Source organism: Planococcus antarcticus DSM 14505 (genome assembly GCF_001687565.2).
In the GTDB taxonomy this organism is placed as follows: Bacteria; Bacillota; Bacilli; order Bacillales_A; family Planococcaceae; genus Planococcus; species Planococcus antarcticus.
In genome coordinates, this window is sequence record NZ_CP016534.2 from 1,969,074 (window position 1) to 1,988,087 (window position 19,014).

Sequence of the window (19,014 nt, forward strand, 5' to 3'; positions counted from 1 at the left end):
GCCAAAGAGTGGATAGTGATGGAAATTGTCACACGTTGCAGATATCTACTCTCCTCGACAACAAACGGAGAAATGGACACGCGCACATCATCATAAAAAGAGTCTGGCGTGATTGTGCAAATAGCATTATCGATCTAGGGACAAGAAGCTTGTCACTGCCAAAACTATAAAAAAACGCTTCACTGTTCGCAAAAGCGCCAATCCCAGTTTCTTGGAATTGGCGCTTTTCAATGGCTATCATTTTTTAGTGCCTGGCACCTGAATTTTACTTCGTAAATCCTGTCCAGTCAATCTGACGACTATCCAGCCATTCCTTGACTTCCCTTTCGGCACATTCTTGTTCGAAATCGTGCCACTTTCTATCCAAGTTCATATTCTTTATGGCCGTTTTAAATTTTCCGAAGGGACTTATGCCATTGAGCGCTTTATATAAGACTTTTCGTGCATCTGCATGTTGATTTTTCACAAAAAAACCATTGTTTCATAGGCTTGTTGCGAAGTTATTTAGGGAATCGGAATCAAGTCAGCCGCTGCTTCATCATCCCAATCAATTTCAGGCTCTCCCGTTACCGATTCGGGGGCATCCAATAGTATTTCACCAGTTACACGATTTAGCACACTGAACGATTCATAGCTTTGGAAAAGATAGGCAACTACCAGTTCTTCAATCAAATCCATTTTTATCACCTCAAAATCGGTTTTTTGTTTAAGTTTCAAATTGAGAAAGAGCTGTTTTGAAGCTTTCCACTTCAGGTAAAAAGCTGACCACTTCCGCCTTTAGTTTGAGCTTCGATAGCACCGGCTCCAGCAAACGATGAGTTGCAGCAGTAAGTACTAGTTTTTTTGGTAATTTACCAATACGTTCAACGACTTGGAGCAATCCCCTTTGCGCATTTTCAGCTGCGTCGCGGCTTTCAAAAATATCCTGGTGCAGAACCATTCCTGTTTGGCTATCAATTCCGACAGCCATGTATGGAAAATAAGGGCGTTCTCCTGTCGCCGACTGGACCGGCATATTTATATAGAACAAATCAAATTGGATTGAACTGTTCAAAACAGCAGTACTCTTTGCTAGTTTAATTTCCACGTCGGACACTATTTGCTCGACTGGAAGCGGTGAATTACCATTTTCTATCGAATCGATGTGCAATAATTCGTTTTCCCAGTGCATTCCTTGACCTGATTCATAAGGAATTCTCGCAAAAATTTTATCTTCCTGTTGAAATAGCGGCAAAGGTATTTCTTGTCTGGCTAACTGGAATACATGGTTTGTTTGCTCAATCGCAAGTATCAGTATACGAGCTTCTTCTTGATCAATCGACCATGGGTAACTTCCCGGTACCATACTGCGAAATTCCGGCCATTGCTTTTTACCTCTGAACGTTACATCCTGACTCTTCAAGAAATCATAGTCCTCTTTCTCTAACTCGTGTCGGTCGACAAACGACAGCAATAAGCTGCGCTGTATGAAGATTACTTCCATTAGTGGTGTTTTTTGTTCCATTGTAAGTTGAAGACTTCTATAGCCCTCTTCGCCAATGTAAACCGCCAATCCGTATTCCTGTCCAGCACCTCCGAGAACACTAATGAACAAGTACTCTTGACTGACTGGATCCTGAACGATGAAAACTTCATTGTCGCCTATTAGCTCCCACGGCTTTAAAGCGTTTAACTCTTTTGATTTCAACAGTAGTCTTTTCCAAATATTCGTCGTTTGTTCACTATTATTTAGCACTTCCTGAGCGTAGGGCGCTAAATTCCCATTCACTTCTGCCGTTAAAATGTCAGGTTCCACATTTTCTCGTTCTTCTTCCGTTCCCCAACTGTCTTCTTCTGGAGCCAATCCAACAGCTTTCACGCAATGCGGATACTTGACTCCCTTTTTTGGCTCCATCATTTTCTCCAGTACGATGTCGTGCTGCCAATCATCTCCAAAGTCATATGTATAAAGTGTTCGATCTTTTACAGTCGTAAACCAATCCTTCACGAATTCCGTTTTTTCATCCAATGTTTCGTTTCCAAAAAGATCAAATTCTTCATCATTCATCCCAATTTCAACACGGGGCGACATTTTTCCATGTGCTTTCATAATCTCGAACGCATGCAGATGACTGTTTTCCCATTCAAAAGCAATCTGCAGCACTTTATGAAGTTGATAAAAAGACATTTCACTATCTACTTGAAGTCTTCTCCATACCTTTGGCTGTGTGTGTTTCAACTGTACGTTAAATTGATAAATCATCTAATCACTCCAATCAAGTTGTTTATCTTAGTGTAAATTAAGCGAGAATGATTTACAAAGGGCAATAATTTCATTTTTATGAATTGAACAAAAGAGATCAACTTATGCCTATCTCTTTAGGACTGGCTCATGCGCTAAGCTGGAAAACTCAATCGTCTCAACATTCCGATCCGCCTGTAGATGCATTTATGTGTCCACAGTTTTTTCGGAAGATATATTTATGTGATGGAAACAGAAATAATTGGTATCATGTAATAAAACAGCTTGGAAATGGAGTGTGTCACCTATGAACATATTACACCAAATTGATCCCTATTTGACTTCTGATGATATAGTAATCCGGCATTTCGCTCTAAATGCCGTCTCTACTTTTCCCTCGTTCAAACCGGAATGGCCTGGACGGCTTATTCATGCGGCAATGCACGATAAGAGAGATGCCCCCTCTTATCTGCTTGCTGTGGAAAAAATGGCTATTGGAGAAAGTGATCTTCCAGTGTTGGTGGACGCATTAAGCAAAGCTCGATTAGAAAATCAACATTTATTCATTCGGATTGTTATGAAGCTGCCTCTTGATGTCAAACTGGCCAATCGCGAACAAATTGGTAGATGGCTTTCCGAGGAGGAATGGGCGTTCTTAACGACATTGAAAGCTGCGACAAAAGAAGAGTTGTATCGCATGCTTCAAGTTGCTCTAGAAGAATTGGAATCAAAAGATGAGTATGATGACATTCTTTATTCACAGTCAAAACGCATTGTACAAAGACAAGTTGAACTGGGCTTTGCAGACACATCCGGATTTCTTGGAATATTGGAGGGACCGCAAAAAGACGAATGGATGAGTTACAAAGGAATTATTACTGTCTATACAATTGGTTTATTGAAAGATTCCAGTTTCATTCCAGCTTTGGCCAGGTTATTCGAAAGAGACGAAGACATTCTACAGGAAGAGCTGTGCGCAGCGCTTATAGCTTGTCAGTCGGATGAAGTTGTCCGTGCGGTCGAGCCTTTTGCCCGTTCAAAAGATGCTATTTTTCCAATCAACACGATTGCGGGCACCCACAGTGATTTAGCTGTTGCTACGTTAAAGAACCTTTATGGTGATACTAGTGATTTGGATTATCAGGCGTACATGATCCAAGGGCTTGCAACACAGCTGTCAGCTGAAGGCCGCCCCGAAATCGAACATTATATGAACGATGAGTACCACACTAGTATTTTTGACAATGAAGAAATGGCGTATGGCTATTTCAACATCATGGGATTCGATCATCCTAAACTTGAGCAATGGGAACGCAAAGCACGCGGAAGTAATGAGCGTTTTCTGAAATCGTTTAACGAACCTCTTTCCACTGCACTTAAGTCATTTACTGGAACAACAAAATCGTATTCTGGAACCTCAGAGCCGGCTGTTTCTACTAAAGTTGGCCGCAATGATCCATGTCCCTGCGGCAGCGGAAAGAAATACAAAAAATGTCATGGAAACGAAAGTTAATAGGGTATCAATGTGTATAGATTCTTTCCAATCTATATTATGTTGAACTACTCACTTATAATGGAACGATTTTGCTGTGGATATTCCGTAACACAGCTGCGCTGCTGTGTGAAGCACTTCAGGAGCAGTATGATTTTCTTTTCCGTTTTGCTCCACCCCTTCTAATTATAAGAGCGGAAACTTATGCTTATATTTTGTTAAGTAATCAGCTCAGCGCCCCGCATTCACGGGATGGCAAGTGCGATAAGACTGGTGCTCTTCCCAGCTTATCGTGTGAGCTATGCCCCCAAGCGTCTTTTCTCTTATCAAATTAAAAAAGCAAATCTTTCGTTCACCTTATATGTATTCTATTTCTCATTTTTAAAGTCGTACTTTTCCTTTGGAACGGTTAACTGCTGTCCGGTAATATCCACCGTATCCTCGTCGATCCAATTTATCGTTGCAGAATCTTCTCTATAATTCCAATAGATATTGTTATTTCTTTTATTGTCGTCATTAAAAACCAATTCTCCTCTAATAGCATAAGCTACAGTTGCTCCGCCGTTGGTCGCAAAAGCCCGTACCGTTTACGTGCCGTCTGGAGATACGGATTCCGTCAGAAATTCACCTTCTGGCAATCGCTGTATATCAAAAAAGGCCTAATAGATTGAGTATCCTAAAAGCGCCGCAATCAGAATAAAACTCCCGCCGAAGACCAACAAGCCTTTTCTCATATTTATCACCTCTTCAAATAGAACACTGTTAAATAAAACAAATTTGATTTTTTGACATACCATTATCTTCAGTAGAATGCTTTGAAAAGTAGCAGTGACCACGTAATTTTAAGTTTCCTTACTTTATAAATGATCAAAAAATAACACCTCAACTCACAATTATCAGCTACTAAAAGCCTTGCGAATTAAAGTGCTATTTATATTTTTGGGCTATTAAAATTTGAGCACAAAATAATTGCGATTTTAGTTAACGGCTTCTTTTTTAGCGTTCAACTGAGCGGACAATTCTTGGAACCATTCTTTATCGTCAGTCGCCAGTGCCAAATCGATCAAGAAGCTTAGTTGTGCGGCATCTTTAGTAACAGACTCGGGAATGCTTTCTACCTGATGTACAGACATTGCGATGGTAATGCCGACCATTTCTTCGTTATCACTTTCAACTACCGTTACATTGACAGCTTCTTTAAGGACATTCATGGAATCGATGTAACCGATAACCAGTTCGTCGTGGCGGGATTTGCCTTTTACCCAATCACTAATTTTTAGAATCGTTTTATTCTTTTCCATTTCTATACACCTACTTTTAATTATTTATCGTTCATTGAATACCAATTGAATACCTTTATTCAGGCTTATGGTCATTGTTTCCCTAAAAAATCCGCAGCAAACATCATACGCAAAATTCCCAAGATCTTTTCAGTGCAACAAAACATCACTTCGCTTAATACTTTTGGATTATTGAGCGGAAACTTCCACTCTAATAAAGCCATGCGGACTTGTTGCTAACTCCAATTCTACGGCTATCAACCTGCTAATACAATTTATTTGCCTCAGCTTCGAGATAACTGATATTCGGATAAATTAAGCCGTTAATAGAAAAAAGCAACCACTCTTCCTTTTTGGGAATTAGATGGCTGCTTGAGTATTATATAAGTTGAACGAATGATTCCGTCCTGTTAATGTTCCACAAATCAGCTGCTAAGAGCTGGCGCCGAACGAACTCGGGCCTGCCCGAGTGGATTTTTCCATTTCACTTACGCTGCTCTCATAACAGTCTCCGCTGGTTTGCTCCGTATCCGGATGATTTGTTACTCAAGGATGCTTAGAAGAAAGAGCGCAAGACGGCGAAGGGCAAAGATGTGCTGCTGGAGCAGCGAAGCGACGTCCTGTCGCGCCAGTTGCATGACCCACATCCTGTGGGCCCAAAGCGTCCATCTGGAGCGATTTCTTCGTTTCCCTACCTCATTGAGTTGAAAAAGCTGTTTCTTTAAATCAACTTATGTAGTATTTAGTTTCTTCAATCAAGTAACCTCTAATTATAATTGACCACTCTATTTTTCTCTTCAAATTGTCCAATTGATCAGCATGCCTGCATGCGTTAATCCTCCGCCAAAACCATATAGTAGCAATGTATCATCCGGTTTTATTTTTCCTTCTTTTAAACCTTTGTCTAGTGACAAAGGAATCGATGCTGCGGAAGTATTCCCGTAATACTCAAGGCTATAAATCGTCCGCTTCAAAGGAAGATCGGTTCTGCTACAGATCGACTCGATGATTCGAAGATTCGCGCTGTGCGGAATGAACCAATCCACTTCAACCGTCTCATACTGAGCTTTTTCTAGCAGGGCCGTAACCCCTTTTGGTACGGTATTAACCGCCCATTTGTATACTTCACGTCCATTTTGATTGACGAACCCATTAACCGCCAATTCGTTGCCGAACATTTGATTGGAGAGGTCGGTGCAGTAAAGATTGTGTGCTTGCTCCCCGTTTGTTCCCATATGGGTTTCGATAAAGCTTGGTTTTTCTTCGTCATATTCAACAAGTACAGCTCCACCTCCGTCTCCAAATAAGATACATGTCGAGCGGTCGCTATAGTCCAGAATTTTGGAAAACGTTTCTGCTCCAATCACCAAAATCTTTTTGTTCAATCCTGCAGTGATTAACCCATTCGCAATATGAAGGCCATACGCAAACCCAGAACAGGCTGCATTCAAGTCGATCGCACCCGTATTCTTTATGCCAAGCTTTGCCTGTACAAGCGCAGAAACACTCGGTGTCTTAAAATCCGGTGTCATTGTGCAGACGATGATCATGTCAACATCGTCAAGTGATTGATCATAACGCTTCCTCAAGTCTTCCACAGCTTTAACGCTGATATCGCTCGTGTATTCTGTATCTAAAGCAATCCGACGTTCTTTTATTCCAGTCCGTTGGACGATCCATTCATCATTGGTTTCCAGTAATTCTTCCAAATCTTGATTTGTCAGCCTCTTTTGCGGTACATACGAACCGATGGCTGTAATTCTAGCTTTTGAAGTGTTCATAAGAATCGCTCCTTCTTGTTGTCCTCGCCTTATTATTCTACCACCAACTATTAGTATTAGGTACTAATAAAGGCAAACAACTATATTTTAGATACGTAGAAAAGAAGGGTTTTTTCTTCCGATGCCGAACAGCACCACGAAAGAAAATCACCAAAAGGAATGTATCGGTTTATGTTCAACCAAGTCGGTCAAGTCATGCTGTATGTTACTGACTAAGATAACGCCGTAAAATTTGGGGCTGATCAAATAAACTTTGTAGTTGTTTATGAAGACATTGATGGCCTAGAGATGCGATGGATAGAAATTTCACCCAAACAGAATGCAGCTACTACTTTAATTTACACAACAAAGAATTGGTCGCTTAAATATCGCATCATGGATTCAGCTTATAAACACCTTATTTGCTTTTTTCTGAGGATCTGGAATAATTACATGAAGACTTGTCAATTAAACACGTTACAATTGGCGAAATAATCCAAATGCCTCCTGGAAATATGTTTTATTTTGCAGATACTGAAGTCAATTATTTCGCTGTAACGGAAAACAAGAAAATTACCAACAGCAATTAAATCAAAAAAACTGTAGCCCACAACTTCGTGGGCTACAGTTTTCTTATCTTGAAACAAGGTAGGGTTTTTCCAAACCACTTTGCACTGATAAGGAGGTTTTTTCAGAACAAATCGTAGAATCTCTTTTATACATAGACAAAACCGACGATTAGAATACATTTATTGCAACACGAGCTTGTTCATCATGTATTTCTCGTCAATAAAAAGATATAATTGATTTTGCTTGAAATAATTTATGGGGTGATCGATTTGAGAAGTGGAAATCCGAGTTTGAAGACTGAAGCGTTCGAAAATTTCAAAGGGGCCGGAACTGAACGGAAGATGACCATCCAAGGCACTGTCAATAAAACATTCATTTTGCTCTTGCTGCTACTGGTGACTTTCGTCTATTCCTGGAATCAGTTTGTCACGAGTCCAAACAGCGTACTGCCTTTGATTCTGGTAGGTGCCATTGGCGGACTTATTGTTGGATTGATTACGGTCTTCGTGCCGAAAATCTCTCCTTTCACAGCGCCCGTTTATGCGTTGCTTCAAGGATTGTTCCTGGGTGCAATCTCTGCACAATACGAAGTCCAGTACGGCGGTATTGTCTTTCAAGCCGTACTGATTACAATAGGCGTTTTGTTGAGTCTTTTGCTCGTCTATAAGTCCGGTCTCATCAAAGTGACACAAAACTTCAGAATGGGCGTCGCCGCTGCTACTGGTGCCATCTTTTTGGTTTATGTGATTTCATTTATTGGTGGGTTTTTCGGCTTTGAAATTCCGTTCCTGCACGAATCGTCACCTATAGGCATTGGGATCAGTGTAATTATTGTTATCGTTGCTGCGCTGAACTTGGTACTGGATTTTGACTTTATCGAGAATGCGGCACATAAACAAGTGCCAAAATACTTTGAATGGTACGGAGCTTTCGGTTTACTTGTCACATTGGTTTGGCTCTATCTTGAAATTCTTCGTTTGCTGTCAAAAATTCGCAGCAGGTAATCACAAAAAACGTCCTCCGGGGCGTTTTTTTATTTTATTTGATAAACAGTGACAAGTACTACTTTTATCAAACTCATCCCATTTCAGCTTAATTTCACACGGTAATGCCTCATGCTTTTAGGGATTCCTTTTATCTCAAATGTACCGTTATAAACCAAATATCTGATACGGTACTCCAAATAGTTATGACCGATCAGTTGTTCTGATTGGAAAAGAATCTCACCGATAGCAGCCAATTCTCACTCCAACTCATCCTCACTTTTAATGTCACCAACCAATTCTTCAATCAGGTCCTCAAGCGTCACTAGTCCAGATGTGCCTCCAAATTCATCCAGAACGATAGCCAAATGGACATTCTTTTTCTGCATTTCTATAAAAACTTTATCCGCTTTTCTTTTCTCAGAGACAAAAAATGGTTTTCGCATAATCTTCTGGATATCGAAGCTGCTGGAATTGTTTTTTTCCCTGTAACGAAAAAGGTCTTTTATGTTTAAAGTACCTACAATATGATCCGTGTCTCCCTCATATACAGGGAATTTTGTATACGGACATTTTTTCACGATGTGTATGACGTTTTCAAGGCTAAGCACAGTGGAAATGGACGTCATATCAGTGCGGTGAACCATGATTTCTCCCACATTTTTGTCATTAAATTCAAAGATCCTAGTAATCATGAATTGTTCTATTTCCTTGATTGTGCCTTTTTCTTTGCCCACATCTAGCATCAATCGAATTTCTTCTTCTAGCTCGCCGGAATATTCTTCGGACGGATCGATACCAAACATGCGGATTACAGTGTTTGTCGACCAGGATAGAAATTTCACAAAAGGGTTTGTGAGCTTTGCTAAAAAGCGTAAAGGATTAATGGCTAGCAAGGAAATGGACTCTGCCTTCTGAAGAGCCAGCCGTTTTGGAACAAGTTCCCCAAAAACAAGCGTGAAGTAAGAGAGAATAAGGGTGACGAGGAAAAGTGAGACTACCTGAGCTAGTTGAGATGAAACTGGCATTCCACTTTGCTGGACATAAAGAGACAGTTCGTCAGCGAAGCTATCTGCTGCAAAAGCGCTGGCTGAGAATCCGGCAAGAGTGATGCCAATCTGAATCGTAGCCAAAAACTGGCTAGGTTCTGATAACATCTGATTTATCCATTGTGCCTTCCTGTGTCCCTCTTCCGCCATTTTCTTTATTTTGTGATCATTTAGGGAAATCAGAGCAATCTCAGAAGCAGCAAAGAAGGCATTAAGCAGTATCAAAAATGCCAGTATTCCCAATTCTAATCCCATCATTCATAAAACCTCCTACTCATTTTTTAAAAGAAAGAAAAAGTGAAGCACGATCATTGCGGTATATGAAATGATGATTCATAAGTTCAATTTATATAGTTTTCCGTTTGTCAATTTAAGCTAGACAGATCTACTCCATTCAGTTGACTCATAAATGCCTCCAGGGGTGTACGGTAATTCAGCGACTTCCGAGGGATATTATTCCGCTTGTCTGCCACCGTTGATACGAAAGCTTGATCGATTTGGTTAAAACCCATTTCTTTCGGCAGGCCGTCTTTTCGAAGCAGGTCGTCGGAATCTTCATTCAGCGCACGTTGCGAAGGTCCGGTTCCGCAAAGTAAATAGCGATGTCGTGCTGATTGCACACCGACTTCCAATTGGAGAATTTCTTGTCGCAATCAACTGTGATCGAATTAAACGAATTTCTTGGAACCCGGTTCAGTGCTGCTTCAATCTTAATTTCACCCGATAATGCCTCATGCTTTTAGGGATTCCTTTTATCTCAAATGTACCGTTATAAACCAAATATCTGATACGGTACTCCAAATAGTTATGACCGATCAGTTGTTCTGATTGGAAAAGAATCTCACCGATTACTCTGGCTGCTAAAATAAAAGCAGCTGTTTCATCTTCCGCGTGTAATCTCCGAACCGTATCGATAATCATCGAATCGAAATGGTCTTCTTTTACCCCTTGGATGCTGCCGTTTCTCCAAATTCGCAGCACGTCTTCTTTTTCTGACAATAAAAGCCATTCGTTTTGCAAAATTTCTTTCACTTCATTCGTTAAAGAGTTCCCTAACTTCGTTTGATAGATTTCTTTAAATTGATCCGACGCGACTTCCCCCGAATGTCTCACTCTAAATTGAGCATCTTCTTTTGTATAGATTGCTTGAAAAGCTTGTGTAGAGTTAATCACATAAAGATCATTTTTCTTTTCTCGCAAAAGATAAAGAACATAACGGAGTCCTACTTGTTCATCTGCATTTTCTGCCGTCCACAATATGATTGGCATATTAGTTGGAATTGCTTCGATCGCGGCGAGCGTTTTTAAAAATCGACTTCTGTATTCTTCTTCTATATAATCTATTTCATAATTGATATGATCTCGTAACCATTCATACCGTATAGTACGCCCTTCTTCCGTGTGAATTTTCCAGACTGGCCCTTCAGCAAAAAAGTTCGGAAAGCCGATGATTTGGTTGTCACGACTTAGTCCTAGCCTCAACGAACCTGCTGGGGATTCTCCGCTGATGATATGCACAGCAGTTCGATCCACTTCATAGCATGTTTCTTTTTGCAGCTCATCCCGCAGTTCTTCTGATAACGATAACAATTCCTTTACAGTTCTGCTTTGTGAATCTTCTTCAATCTCGATGCTTTCTAATCGGTACATAATACCCAACAACAAACTTTTCGCTTCACTTCCACTCAATTTTTCTATCGTTTCATGCAGTTTTTTCATCTAAATTCCACCTCTTCTTTTATGATTTGCTTGCAACAAGCCATGTATTTCACTGGATATAGCTATAGAAATCCCCAGTTATCTCCAGCAAAAAAATTCTTCTTATGTCTAGTGTATATGAGTCTGAAGGCGGAAAAAACCCAGTGAAAGAATTCTTTAAATAGCTGTCAATTGGAATTTATTTACTTAAACGAATATAAATACATCTATGTTTACCAAAAAAAGCATCCAAAAATCACACTGATTTTGGGATGCTTTTTTTATATATACTCATTTGAATTTGTCATTATACTTGCAGTTAAGCCTCTTTAAGCTTTTCTACTCCCGTGCACAAGGCCGCTTTTTCCATCTTATACTGTTTGTAACCAACAATATATTCTTTATACATTTCCAAATACGTTTTAGCTAGTTGATCCGTTCTTTTTTCTCCATTTACCATTAAAGTCATCTAATTCATCCTCCTTAGTATCGTCCCACTTAATAATCGGTCATACAGCTTTTGGTCCAGTTACTTAATATAGACGTTCTAACTTGCTTTGATAAGAAAAGCATAATTGTTTCAGATTTTGATTTGATTAAAAAAATCAATGAAAAGCTTGTATGTTGCCGCAACTTCAAACAATGAATTTTTCGCGTGTGGATTTCTGGCAATAAGGCGTGATGTGAAATAAATCTTTGGGACTTTTCTTGGCTAATTGATATAAGTTATAAAAGACATTTTGCGACAGCTCGTATCGCTGCATGCAATTCGGCAATCCCCTTGCTTTTTTAGATGCATGCTCCAATTTTACTTCATCAACGTCTACCCACACCGTTTGAACTCGCGTCTGTTTCTCTCCATCTTTTCGAAAAGATACTTCTCGAGTCAGACGAGCAAAGAAAGTGATAAAAGCCGATCCATTTTCAATATGGACATCTTTGGATCTAAGAAAAAAATAATCAACTGATTTTCGAGGCAATTGTTCCATCTGTTCCATTTTCATTTCTCCCCTTTAACCCAATAATAGCTTTTAACTAAGTGCATAAACCGCTTCGGATAATCGTTTCGCAAAGTCTTCAGGCGGCTCTTGTGATGTTAGTCGAATGCAATACATTCCACGTTCTGTTGACAGTTGCTGGGAATAACTGCTGGGAAACAAAATTGGATGCTGTAGTAATGCATCAGTAAAAATCGGCAGCTCTTCAGGAAGAAGAAATACTTCAGCTTTGTTCATAGCTTCATGCCCATCACCGGTTTCTCTAAAGGAAACTGACAGGTCCAGCGACCAACTGACACAGAGATTAGAACCATCATGTGTTTTGATTGTCCGCTTATTTACCAACTGCCAAAACCCTTCATGTAATTCCATTTTTGCACCTAAAAATCTACTGACTTTCTCTGCCGTTAATGACAGTACATCTGTTTCAATCACTTTAACCACTCCTTTTCAACTCTTCGAGAATACCACTGACTTGCAGAGCTGTTTACTGCGCTCGCATTCTCCACTAGCTTTTTCTAAGTTCAAAGCGCCAGAGTTTGCTGACACAACACTATATATACAGTGAACTATTTTTCGTTTAAAATTCAGTTTTATTTTTTTGATAATTCAATAAACATAAATAGACTATAGTACTAAAATATAAACTTTTTTACTGATATTTAATTGAAAAATACTTTTATTTTTTGATTTCCGATACAATAAGACTATAATAAAGTACAAAATATGTAAAGTATTATATAAAATTCTTTTAATTCAGAAAACATTAGCGTTTTTCTTATATAACTTTATTTTCTACACATATGTATTTAAATAAATTAACTTGTATTATAATTCTCACTTATTACCTGTAGAACATCTGGTTACCCGAGTAAAACAGTCTATCTATACAGGACAAAATTCTTGTAAATACGCATGAGAAGCTATCCAGAAAAGCTGACTTTACAGGCGAAAATAAAGTTTGGAAAATTAATAAAGGAGTGGCTCTTCCCAGCACAAAAGGAGCAGATGCAAGAACTTCTACATCTACTCTTCTTTTCTCTCTGCATGGTCCAAATGTTGCTTTACCAACTGTTGATCCTATTTGATAGGCTTACTATTTCAAGAACGTTTTACTAAAATAAGGAAAACCTTAAATTCTTTTTATGAATTTATTTCTTCTTTATTCTTTATCGCTAAGTAAAGTGACTTACTACCGTAAAAAGGTGCGTATAGTATTTCAAGCTGACTGATCTTTACCGCTGTCCACAAGTGGGCAACTCAAAATAATACTTATAGATGTTGAACTAATTATTTATAATAGGAACGATCAAAGACGTTGAAAAGAAAGAGTGAAAGGCTGCGAAAACCATCTGCTCCTGCATCGCTTCGCCCTTGGCAACTGGCACCGTGACTTCTAGTTGCGCCAGTTGCATGACCCACATTCTGTGGGCCCAAAGCGATTTTTTTTGTTTATTCTGATCGAGTTGAAAAAATTATTTCTTTAGTTCAACTTATATATAACCTCATCAGGCTCCATACTGATTTTTCTAGCCTAAAGGAGTTTCGCCATACAATTTCCACAACAACGGAAACTTATTGCGTAGCCCCTCTTCGTCTTTTTCGTCCCAGTCAAATTCTATTTCAGGTTGCTTATAATCATCCCCCGACAGTTGCCAGTACAAATCAAGGTAGTCCTCCTGGTCAAGGCCCGTCTTTTCTTCATAGGCCGAGCTGGCGCAATACAAAAGGTCTTCAAGTTCAGGAACAGCCTCTTCCAAGTCTTCTATATAAGGAATGATGCTTTCGGGATCACGAATAGCGATCTCATACGCCTCTTTTCCAAGAAATAGCAGCCATGCCCGGAAATAATCGAATGAGTCGTCTGAACAGCCGCCCATCATGATATACGCTGCCGCCCACAAATGGGCTGTATATGATTTGTAATAGTTCTAATTAAAATGGGCATCAAACCGGATAATATCTTTTACCGATTTTTTTGCCAGCTTTCCAACGAGCCATTCCAGCTGTTCGTCCCAGTCATCGCCTTTTCTATGTGACGATTCCAGCAGTTGCCAAAACTGCTCTTCTGTCATGCCGCTGATTTGAATTTCTTTCTCTTCGCCACTGTCTCGGTACCCTTTTTTCAGCTTCGATTCGATTAGCTTGTTCGCCTCTTTCACACAAAATTCTTCAGAGGCGAATTCTTTGGTGCTGATTGAGCCACGGGTTCCAATTCTTCCATATGATACAATGAACAGTTTTTCTTGTGCTTTGATTTTCCAAAATTTATTGGAAAAGGCGGTTATGCAAACTAGTGATCTTTCCACTCGAACACTCACTTCTTTCTTGTCCCGGATTAATTTCATCAAGCGCTTTTAGTTATCAAGCTAATATCATTTCCTAATTCAACTTCAGCTGCTTTTTTCTGATTCCTTATACTGAATTTTACTGCATTTCACATGGCCCTGACAGTTCCTAATTTGCATTGTGCCAGGCTTATGCACTTTTACTTTGCATTTTCTTAAAAATCCGAATGCTCCTTAAGAAATTTTACAAAGCTGTCAGTAAAATAATGAAATATTTAAAATTATTACGCAAGTTAATCATTTTGCTTTATACTATTACACATGGTATTTATTTACGCTCTATTTCTTTCATATTATTCGCAAAAGGAGGCCTAGACTCAACCTGATAAACAATAACAACGGCGATTTATTAATACCATGATCGATCACTTTAGCGTTTTTACAATTACATCATCTCTATCACTTTTACTTTCTTTAATCACCAAATTGATGTTGTATTAGACAGTTTCAAGCTATCCCACCACAAGGAGCGATTTAATGAATAAAAGATCCATAACACTAACTTCAATCATTTTTTCCATACTTCCACTCTTCTTAATGGCCTGCTCTAATGACGATTCTAGTAACGATGAATCTTCACCTGTACAAGACACCCTTATATTCGCTCGCGGCGGCGACTCCGTTTCTTTGGATCCATCCGAAGTCACTGACGGTGAATCTGAAAACGTCGCTCAAAGCATTTTAGAAACGTTGACCACTTTTGCGGAAGGCGAAACCACCATAGAGCCAATGCTTGCCACTGAATGGAGTGAGTCGGAAGACGGCCTCACTTACACGTTCATGCTGCGTGACGGAGTAACGTTTCATGACGGAACTGACTTTGATGCTGAAGCGGTCGTTTTCAATTTCGAAAGGTGGATGAATGGAGATGCTGATAACTTTCCAATGTACGGTAGTGTTTTTGGCGGGTACCAAGCAGATGAAACACATAATGTTGCTTCAATCAGCGCAATAGAGGAGTCAACTGTTGAAATTAAACTGAAAGGTCCTCAGCCAACGCTTTTGAAAGACTTGGCTCTTACCCCTTTATCCATTTCAAGTCCGGCTGCGATTGAAGAATCGGGAGACGAATATAGAAGCAATCCGGTCGGTACCGGCCCATTCATCTTTCAAGAATGGCAGCGAAATGACCGAATCGTACTTGAAAAAAATGACGAATACTGGTTAGATGGCTACCCAAAACTCGAACAAGTAATTTTCAGGACCATTCCGGACAACTCTGCGCGGCTCAACGCACTTCTAAGCGGCGAGGTGGATTTGATTGCCGGGTTGGATTCCGAAAATTATGCACAAATTGAAGAAGATCCAGAACTGATGTTATTTTCAAGGCCGCCACTCAACCTTGGTTATTTAGGCATGACATTGACACATGAACCTTTTGATGATCCACTCGTTCGCCAAGCGCTCAGCCACGCGGTCAATAAAGATGCGATGATAGAAGCATTTTTCGGCGAAGGGACTATTGCAGCAAAAAATCCTATCCCCCCCGCTGTCGAAGGCTATAACGATGCCATCGAACCTTATCCGTATGATCCTGAAAAAGCCAAAGAGCTTCTTGCAGAAGCCGGATTGCCAGACGGCTTTGAAATGGAACTTTATGCAATGCCGGTATCCCGCCCTTATATGCCTGATGGCGCAAAAGTAGCTGAATACCTGCAATCAAATTTTGCGGACATCGGCGTGAAAGCAGAAATCGTAACGTTTGAATGGGCAACTTATATCGAAAAAGCGCTGAACGGAGAAGCTGACGCATTCCTGCTCGGATGGACCGGCATGAATGGAGATGCGGACAACTTTCTTTATACCCTTTGGCATGGCGACAACATCGGATCGACCAACTCAACCCAATACGACAATCCAGAATTAGATACACTTTTGGATCAAGCGAGAACAACAACAGATCAGGAAGAACGAAACGGACTATATGAACAAGCACAGGTAATCATGCACGAAGATCCACCTGTTATTCCGCTGGTTCATACATCGCCAGCTCTTGCTGGCAAAGAAAACATTATTGGATTTGATCCGCACCCAACGGGACGAGTGATGACGACGAAAATTGAATTTAAATAATAAGACACTTTTATGAAAGTGAATCATAAGGATGGCTCCACAATTCACACTATGAATTGTGGAGCCATCCTTTTTTGTGTGTCAAGTCTGGAATCGCATCAAGATTATAAAAATTCAATTATTTCAAACCAGTACCTTGCATTGAATAATACTAAATGCTATATTATCTATTAACTGCTACTGTTTATAGAATAATAGCAATGAAAGGAGTTGTTTTTATTGAATATCCAATTTAAAAAAGGCGCACTGAACTTGTGCGTCCTCGTGCTTCTGGATAAACAGGATCGTTACGGCTATGAGCTCGTTCAGAAAATTTCGAGCCGCATCGCGATTTCTGAAGGCGCCGTTTATCCCCTCCTGCGCAGGCTAACCAAGGATGGTTATTTCACTACTTATTTAAAGGACTCAAGCGAAGGGCCACCGCGGAAGTATTACTCGCTTACTGAACTCGGCAGAACATATCTCCAAGAACAACTCGAAGAATGGAAAAGTTTCACGGATGGGGTCAATCAACTAATCGAAGAGGGTGTGCAAAATGACTGAAAACCGATTTCTGCAAGAACTTGAATCTGCAATGACACAGTTGCCAAAAGAAGAACAGAACGATATTCTCCAGGACATTGAGGAATATTTTGTGAACGGCAAGGCAGATGGCAAATCCGACAGTGACATCGCTGCTGAACTTGGCGCTCCCGAGACAATTGCCAAGGAACTGATCGAGTCTTTCGATTTTCATCAAACAGATTTCGCTTCAATCAATACCGATCTGACAGAAAATAAGTTCGACAACGTCGACATCCAAATCGAGAATGGCTTCCTGTTCCTCTCACCTTCAAAAGACGGCAAAATACATACCGACGCTATTAATAAAAGCTACCGCCAGCAGCTGTCCGTCGATATTCTTAACCGGACACTAATCATTTCATTAAAAGAAGAAGAAAGAAAATGGGGCATCTTCAGCTTTATCGGCAGCATGAAATCACCAACACTAAATGTCCATTTGCCAGCGAAATTGTACGATAAAATTCAAATCGCATGAGACCACGGTAGCGTGACAGGACAAGGGCTCCAAAGCGCACAGCTCCTCGTAGAAACGGATAACGGGCGCATCCATCTATCGCAGATGAACGCCGACTATGCGGAAGTTCGATCAGGTAACGGGGAGATTGAACTGAAGTCCATCGTGGCAAAAGAACTGAAAACCGAAACCGACAATGGACAACTCAAACTGCAAGACATTCAAGTCGGCAACCTGGATGCAAGCTCCGACAACGGCGCCATTGTCATCAAACAAGTCGAAGGCAACGTCCGGGCAAAAACCGATAACGGGCGTATCCATTTATTGACCAACGATCTCGACCGGAACATCACGCTCGAAACGGACAACGGCCCCATCATGCTTGAAACACGGAACCAACCGAAAAATGCGACGATCTGTGCCGAAGTGGAGTGGGGATCGATTTCGGTTTTCGGAGTAAAAAACAAAAAGAGCATCTTCGGAGATGGAGATCATATGGTTGATTTGCAGTCGGATTATGGCAGTATTACGGTCCAACTTGCATAATAAAAAAAGCTGTTCAAAAAGCCTGAAATGGCTTTTTGAACAGCTTTTTAAAAGTGATACCCGAATAATAGAAACTACCAGGCCGATCGGACACTTATAAGTACTGCTTAAGATATCATTCGCGTTCAGTTCGAAATTCCAGAAAAAATTATTCAGTTTAAGCCGTATAGCGCTCTCCTTTAAAACTTTTCACATTGGCTCTTTTCCCAATCGATTGTCTGTCATTTCGCTATAGTCTATTGATTGAATAACAATTATTATTTTAACTACATGTAGTCAAACATATTTTAGAAGTGACTAGTAGGAATGGAGACTTTAATTTGCATAGCATCTAAAAAAACCAGTAACCTAAAAAGAAACGGGTTTTAGAAAAAAAATTCTTTTTATAAAAGCTTTCGATAACCTATGATATGTAAACTGAATTTCTATTCGAATCTTCTTATCTTTAAAATTAAGTAGAACTTATAAAAACTTGATGGAATGCAGTGCACGGATGGCACTTGTGGCATGCTCTCCCCAATGGACTTCTAAACCGAATCTCCACTCCCATACCGCTTTGACGTCCTGACCCTGCTCATATAAAATGTGGCCTTTCTTAATATCGCTGTAAATGTCGATAATATCGTCATCCAGACAACCGTTCACTGGAGTTTCATCGTGATAAGGATCGAATATCTCCGTATACACGTTATGGTGTTTAACGTCGACTTCCGGCAGCGGAAAATCCACATCAGTCAAATACTCTTCTTCAAGTTCGACTTCCGGCAGGTCCAGGGCGTTTGTATACAGTTGGGAAATAATTCTAAGCAGTTTGCGGAAGCTTTCCTCATTCTCAAAAATACGGCAAGAATCGATAAAATCACAATAGACTGTTGCAACAACTCGAAACGCTTCCACTTCTTGGCTTTGCATCTTTTCACTCCTCTCTTAGGTTTTGATTTATTCTTTAGTAATCATAATGCTTTCTTTATTACTTAG

At 40.1% G+C, this 19,014-nt stretch carries 17 protein-coding genes and 3 pseudogenes; 6 read left to right on the plus strand and 14 right to left on the minus strand.

Going from position 1 to position 19,014, the window contains the following annotated elements:
* Positions 1 to 504: 504 nt before the first annotated feature.
* Both BBH88_RS09820 and BBH88_RS09825 read right to left on the minus strand, forming a co-directional pair.
* Positions 505 to 678 (minus strand): hypothetical protein, encoded by a 174-nt coding sequence (locus BBH88_RS09820; protein WP_154669147.1) that lies wholly within the window; start codon positions 676 to 678, stop codon positions 505 to 507.
* Positions 679 to 706: 28 nt separating this feature from the next.
* On the minus strand, positions 707 to 2,242 hold the full coding sequence (locus tag BBH88_RS09825) for a plasmid pRiA4b ORF-3 family protein (RefSeq protein ID WP_065536866.1): 1,536 nt from the start codon (positions 2,240 to 2,242) through the stop codon (positions 707 to 709).
* Between the two features lie 286 nt (positions 2,243 to 2,528).
* Here BBH88_RS09825 and BBH88_RS19210 point away from each other — a divergent pair, with 286 nt between their 5' ends.
* A complete protein-coding gene (locus tag BBH88_RS19210) occupies positions 2,529 to 3,734 on the plus strand; it encodes a YecA/YgfB family protein (RefSeq protein WP_006831403.1) in 1,206 nt (401 codons plus the stop codon).
* 347 nt (positions 3,735 to 4,081) lie between these two features.
* On the opposite strand, the pseudogene BBH88_RS19650 reads toward BBH88_RS19210, so the two are convergent.
* From BBH88_RS19650 to BBH88_RS09845, 3 genes and pseudogenes are all read right to left on the minus strand, one after another.
* A pseudogene (locus BBH88_RS19650) lies at positions 4,082 to 4,288 on the minus strand (DUF5412 family protein); the annotation flags it as partial.
* A 402-nt stretch (positions 4,289 to 4,690) separates the two neighbouring features.
* Positions 4,691 to 5,014, minus strand: a complete 324-nt coding sequence (locus tag BBH88_RS09840) for an IDEAL domain-containing protein (protein WP_006831405.1) — start codon at positions 5,012 to 5,014, stop codon at positions 4,691 to 4,693.
* Positions 5,015 to 5,790: 776 nt separating this feature from the next.
* Positions 5,791 to 6,774 (minus strand): ketoacyl-ACP synthase III, encoded by a 984-nt coding sequence (locus BBH88_RS09845; RefSeq protein ID WP_006831522.1) that lies wholly within the window; start codon positions 6,772 to 6,774, stop codon positions 5,791 to 5,793.
* 818 nt (positions 6,775 to 7,592) lie between these two features.
* Here BBH88_RS09845 and BBH88_RS09850 point away from each other — a divergent pair.
* On the plus strand, positions 7,593 to 8,327 hold the full coding sequence (locus tag BBH88_RS09850) for a Bax inhibitor-1/YccA family protein (RefSeq protein WP_040853023.1): 735 nt from the start codon (positions 7,593 to 7,595) through the stop codon (positions 8,325 to 8,327).
* 83 nt (positions 8,328 to 8,410) lie between these two features.
* Here BBH88_RS09850 and BBH88_RS19810 read toward each other — a convergent pair whose 3' ends face one another.
* The 8 genes and pseudogenes from BBH88_RS19810 to BBH88_RS09880 form a co-directional block, all read right to left on the minus strand.
* Positions 8,411 to 8,563: a DUF3658 domain-containing protein gene (locus tag BBH88_RS19810; RefSeq protein WP_269148232.1), complete on the minus strand. Its 153-nt coding sequence runs from the start codon at positions 8,561 to 8,563 to the stop codon at positions 8,411 to 8,413.
* 3 nt (positions 8,564 to 8,566) lie between these two features.
* On the minus strand, positions 8,567 to 9,613 hold the full coding sequence (locus tag BBH88_RS09855; protein WP_006831511.1) for a hemolysin family protein: 1,047 nt from the start codon (positions 9,611 to 9,613) through the stop codon (positions 8,567 to 8,569).
* Positions 9,614 to 9,720: 107 nt separating this feature from the next.
* Positions 9,721 to 10,070, minus strand: a pseudogene (locus BBH88_RS09860) (transposase); the annotation flags it as partial.
* The gene (locus BBH88_RS09865; RefSeq protein WP_065536865.1) at positions 10,049 to 11,074 is read right to left on the minus strand and encodes a DUF1835 domain-containing protein; all 1,026 of its coding nucleotides are present in this window, start codon (positions 11,072 to 11,074) and stop codon (positions 10,049 to 10,051) included. The gene BBH88_RS09865 and the pseudogene BBH88_RS09860, both read right to left, overlap by 22 nt.
* Before the next feature lie 298 nt (positions 11,075 to 11,372).
* A complete protein-coding gene (locus tag BBH88_RS19405) occupies positions 11,373 to 11,522 on the minus strand; it encodes a hypothetical protein (protein WP_169314382.1) in 150 nt (49 codons plus the stop codon).
* A 166-nt stretch (positions 11,523 to 11,688) separates the two neighbouring features.
* Entirely contained in the window at positions 11,689 to 12,051 is a 363-nt protein-coding gene (locus BBH88_RS09870; RefSeq protein WP_006831457.1) for a hypothetical protein, read from the minus strand.
* 33 nt (positions 12,052 to 12,084) lie between these two features.
* Positions 12,085 to 12,486: a DUF1259 domain-containing protein gene (locus tag BBH88_RS09875; protein ID WP_006831458.1), complete on the minus strand. Its 402-nt coding sequence runs from the start codon at positions 12,484 to 12,486 to the stop codon at positions 12,085 to 12,087.
* A gap of 1,094 nt (positions 12,487 to 13,580) precedes the next feature.
* Positions 13,581 to 14,360 (minus strand): annotated as a pseudogene (locus BBH88_RS09880) (DUF4240 domain-containing protein).
* A 516-nt stretch (positions 14,361 to 14,876) separates the two neighbouring features.
* Between BBH88_RS09880 and BBH88_RS09885 the strand changes: the two are divergent.
* The 4 genes from BBH88_RS09885 to BBH88_RS09900 all read left to right on the plus strand — a co-directional run bounded on the left by BBH88_RS09885 (position 14,877) and on the right by BBH88_RS09900 (position 18,036).
* The gene (locus tag BBH88_RS09885; protein WP_065536864.1) at positions 14,877 to 16,472 is read left to right on the plus strand and encodes an ABC transporter substrate-binding protein; all 1,596 of its coding nucleotides are present in this window, start codon (positions 14,877 to 14,879) and stop codon (positions 16,470 to 16,472) included.
* Between the two features lie 219 nt (positions 16,473 to 16,691).
* Complete coding sequence (locus tag BBH88_RS09890; RefSeq protein ID WP_065536863.1) at positions 16,692 to 17,015, plus strand: PadR family transcriptional regulator; 324 nt, start codon at positions 16,692 to 16,694, stop codon at positions 17,013 to 17,015.
* Entirely contained in the window at positions 17,008 to 17,511 is a 504-nt protein-coding gene (locus BBH88_RS09895) for a DUF1700 domain-containing protein (protein WP_065536862.1), read from the plus strand. Before BBH88_RS09890 ends, BBH88_RS09895 begins: the two co-directional genes overlap by 8 nt.
* Before the next feature lie 12 nt (positions 17,512 to 17,523).
* Positions 17,524 to 18,036 carry a DUF4097 family beta strand repeat-containing protein gene (locus tag BBH88_RS09900; RefSeq protein WP_065536861.1) on the plus strand — a complete coding sequence of 171 codons (513 nt, stop codon included), beginning with the start codon at positions 17,524 to 17,526 and terminating at the stop codon, positions 18,034 to 18,036.
* Between the two features lie 462 nt (positions 18,037 to 18,498).
* Here the strand turns inward: BBH88_RS09900 and BBH88_RS09905 are convergent, their stop codons facing one another.
* Entirely contained in the window at positions 18,499 to 18,948 is a 450-nt protein-coding gene (locus tag BBH88_RS09905; RefSeq protein ID WP_065536860.1) for a DUF5063 domain-containing protein, read from the minus strand.
* Positions 18,949 to 19,014: the final 66 nt, after the last annotated feature.

Coding starts and splice junctions, on each gene's coding strand:
- BBH88_RS09820 (WP_154669147.1), bottom strand. CDS start 678: ATGGATTTGATTGAAGAACTGGTAGTTGCCTATCTTTTCCAAAGCTAT.
- BBH88_RS09825 (WP_065536866.1), bottom strand. CDS start 2,242: ATGATTTATCAATTTAACGTACAGTTGAAACACACACAGCCAAAGGTA.
- BBH88_RS19210 (WP_006831403.1), top strand. CDS start 2,529: ATGAACATATTACACCAAATTGATCCCTATTTGACTTCTGATGATATA.
- BBH88_RS09840 (WP_006831405.1), bottom strand. CDS start 5,014: ATGGAAAAGAATAAAACGATTCTAAAAATTAGTGATTGGGTAAAAGGC.
- BBH88_RS09845 (WP_006831522.1), bottom strand. CDS start 6,774: ATGAACACTTCAAAAGCTAGAATTACAGCCATCGGTTCGTATGTACCG.
- BBH88_RS09855 (WP_006831511.1), bottom strand. CDS start 9,613: ATGATGGGATTAGAATTGGGAATACTGGCATTTTTGATACTGCTTAAT.
- BBH88_RS09865 (WP_065536865.1), bottom strand. CDS start 11,074: ATGAAAAAACTGCATGAAACGATAGAAAAATTGAGTGGAAGTGAAGCG.
- BBH88_RS19405 (WP_169314382.1), bottom strand. CDS start 11,522: ATGACTTTAATGGTAAATGGAGAAAAAAGAACGGATCAACTAGCTAAA.
- BBH88_RS09870 (WP_006831457.1), bottom strand. CDS start 12,051: ATGGAACAGATGGAACAATTGCCTCGAAAATCAGTTGATTATTTTTTT.
- BBH88_RS09885 (WP_065536864.1), top strand. CDS start 14,877: ATGAATAAAAGATCCATAACACTAACTTCAATCATTTTTTCCATACTT.
- BBH88_RS09895 (WP_065536862.1), top strand. CDS start 17,008: ATGACTGAAAACCGATTTCTGCAAGAACTTGAATCTGCAATGACACAG.
- BBH88_RS09905 (WP_065536860.1), bottom strand. CDS start 18,948: ATGCAAAGCCAAGAAGTGGAAGCGTTTCGAGTTGTTGCAACAGTCTAT.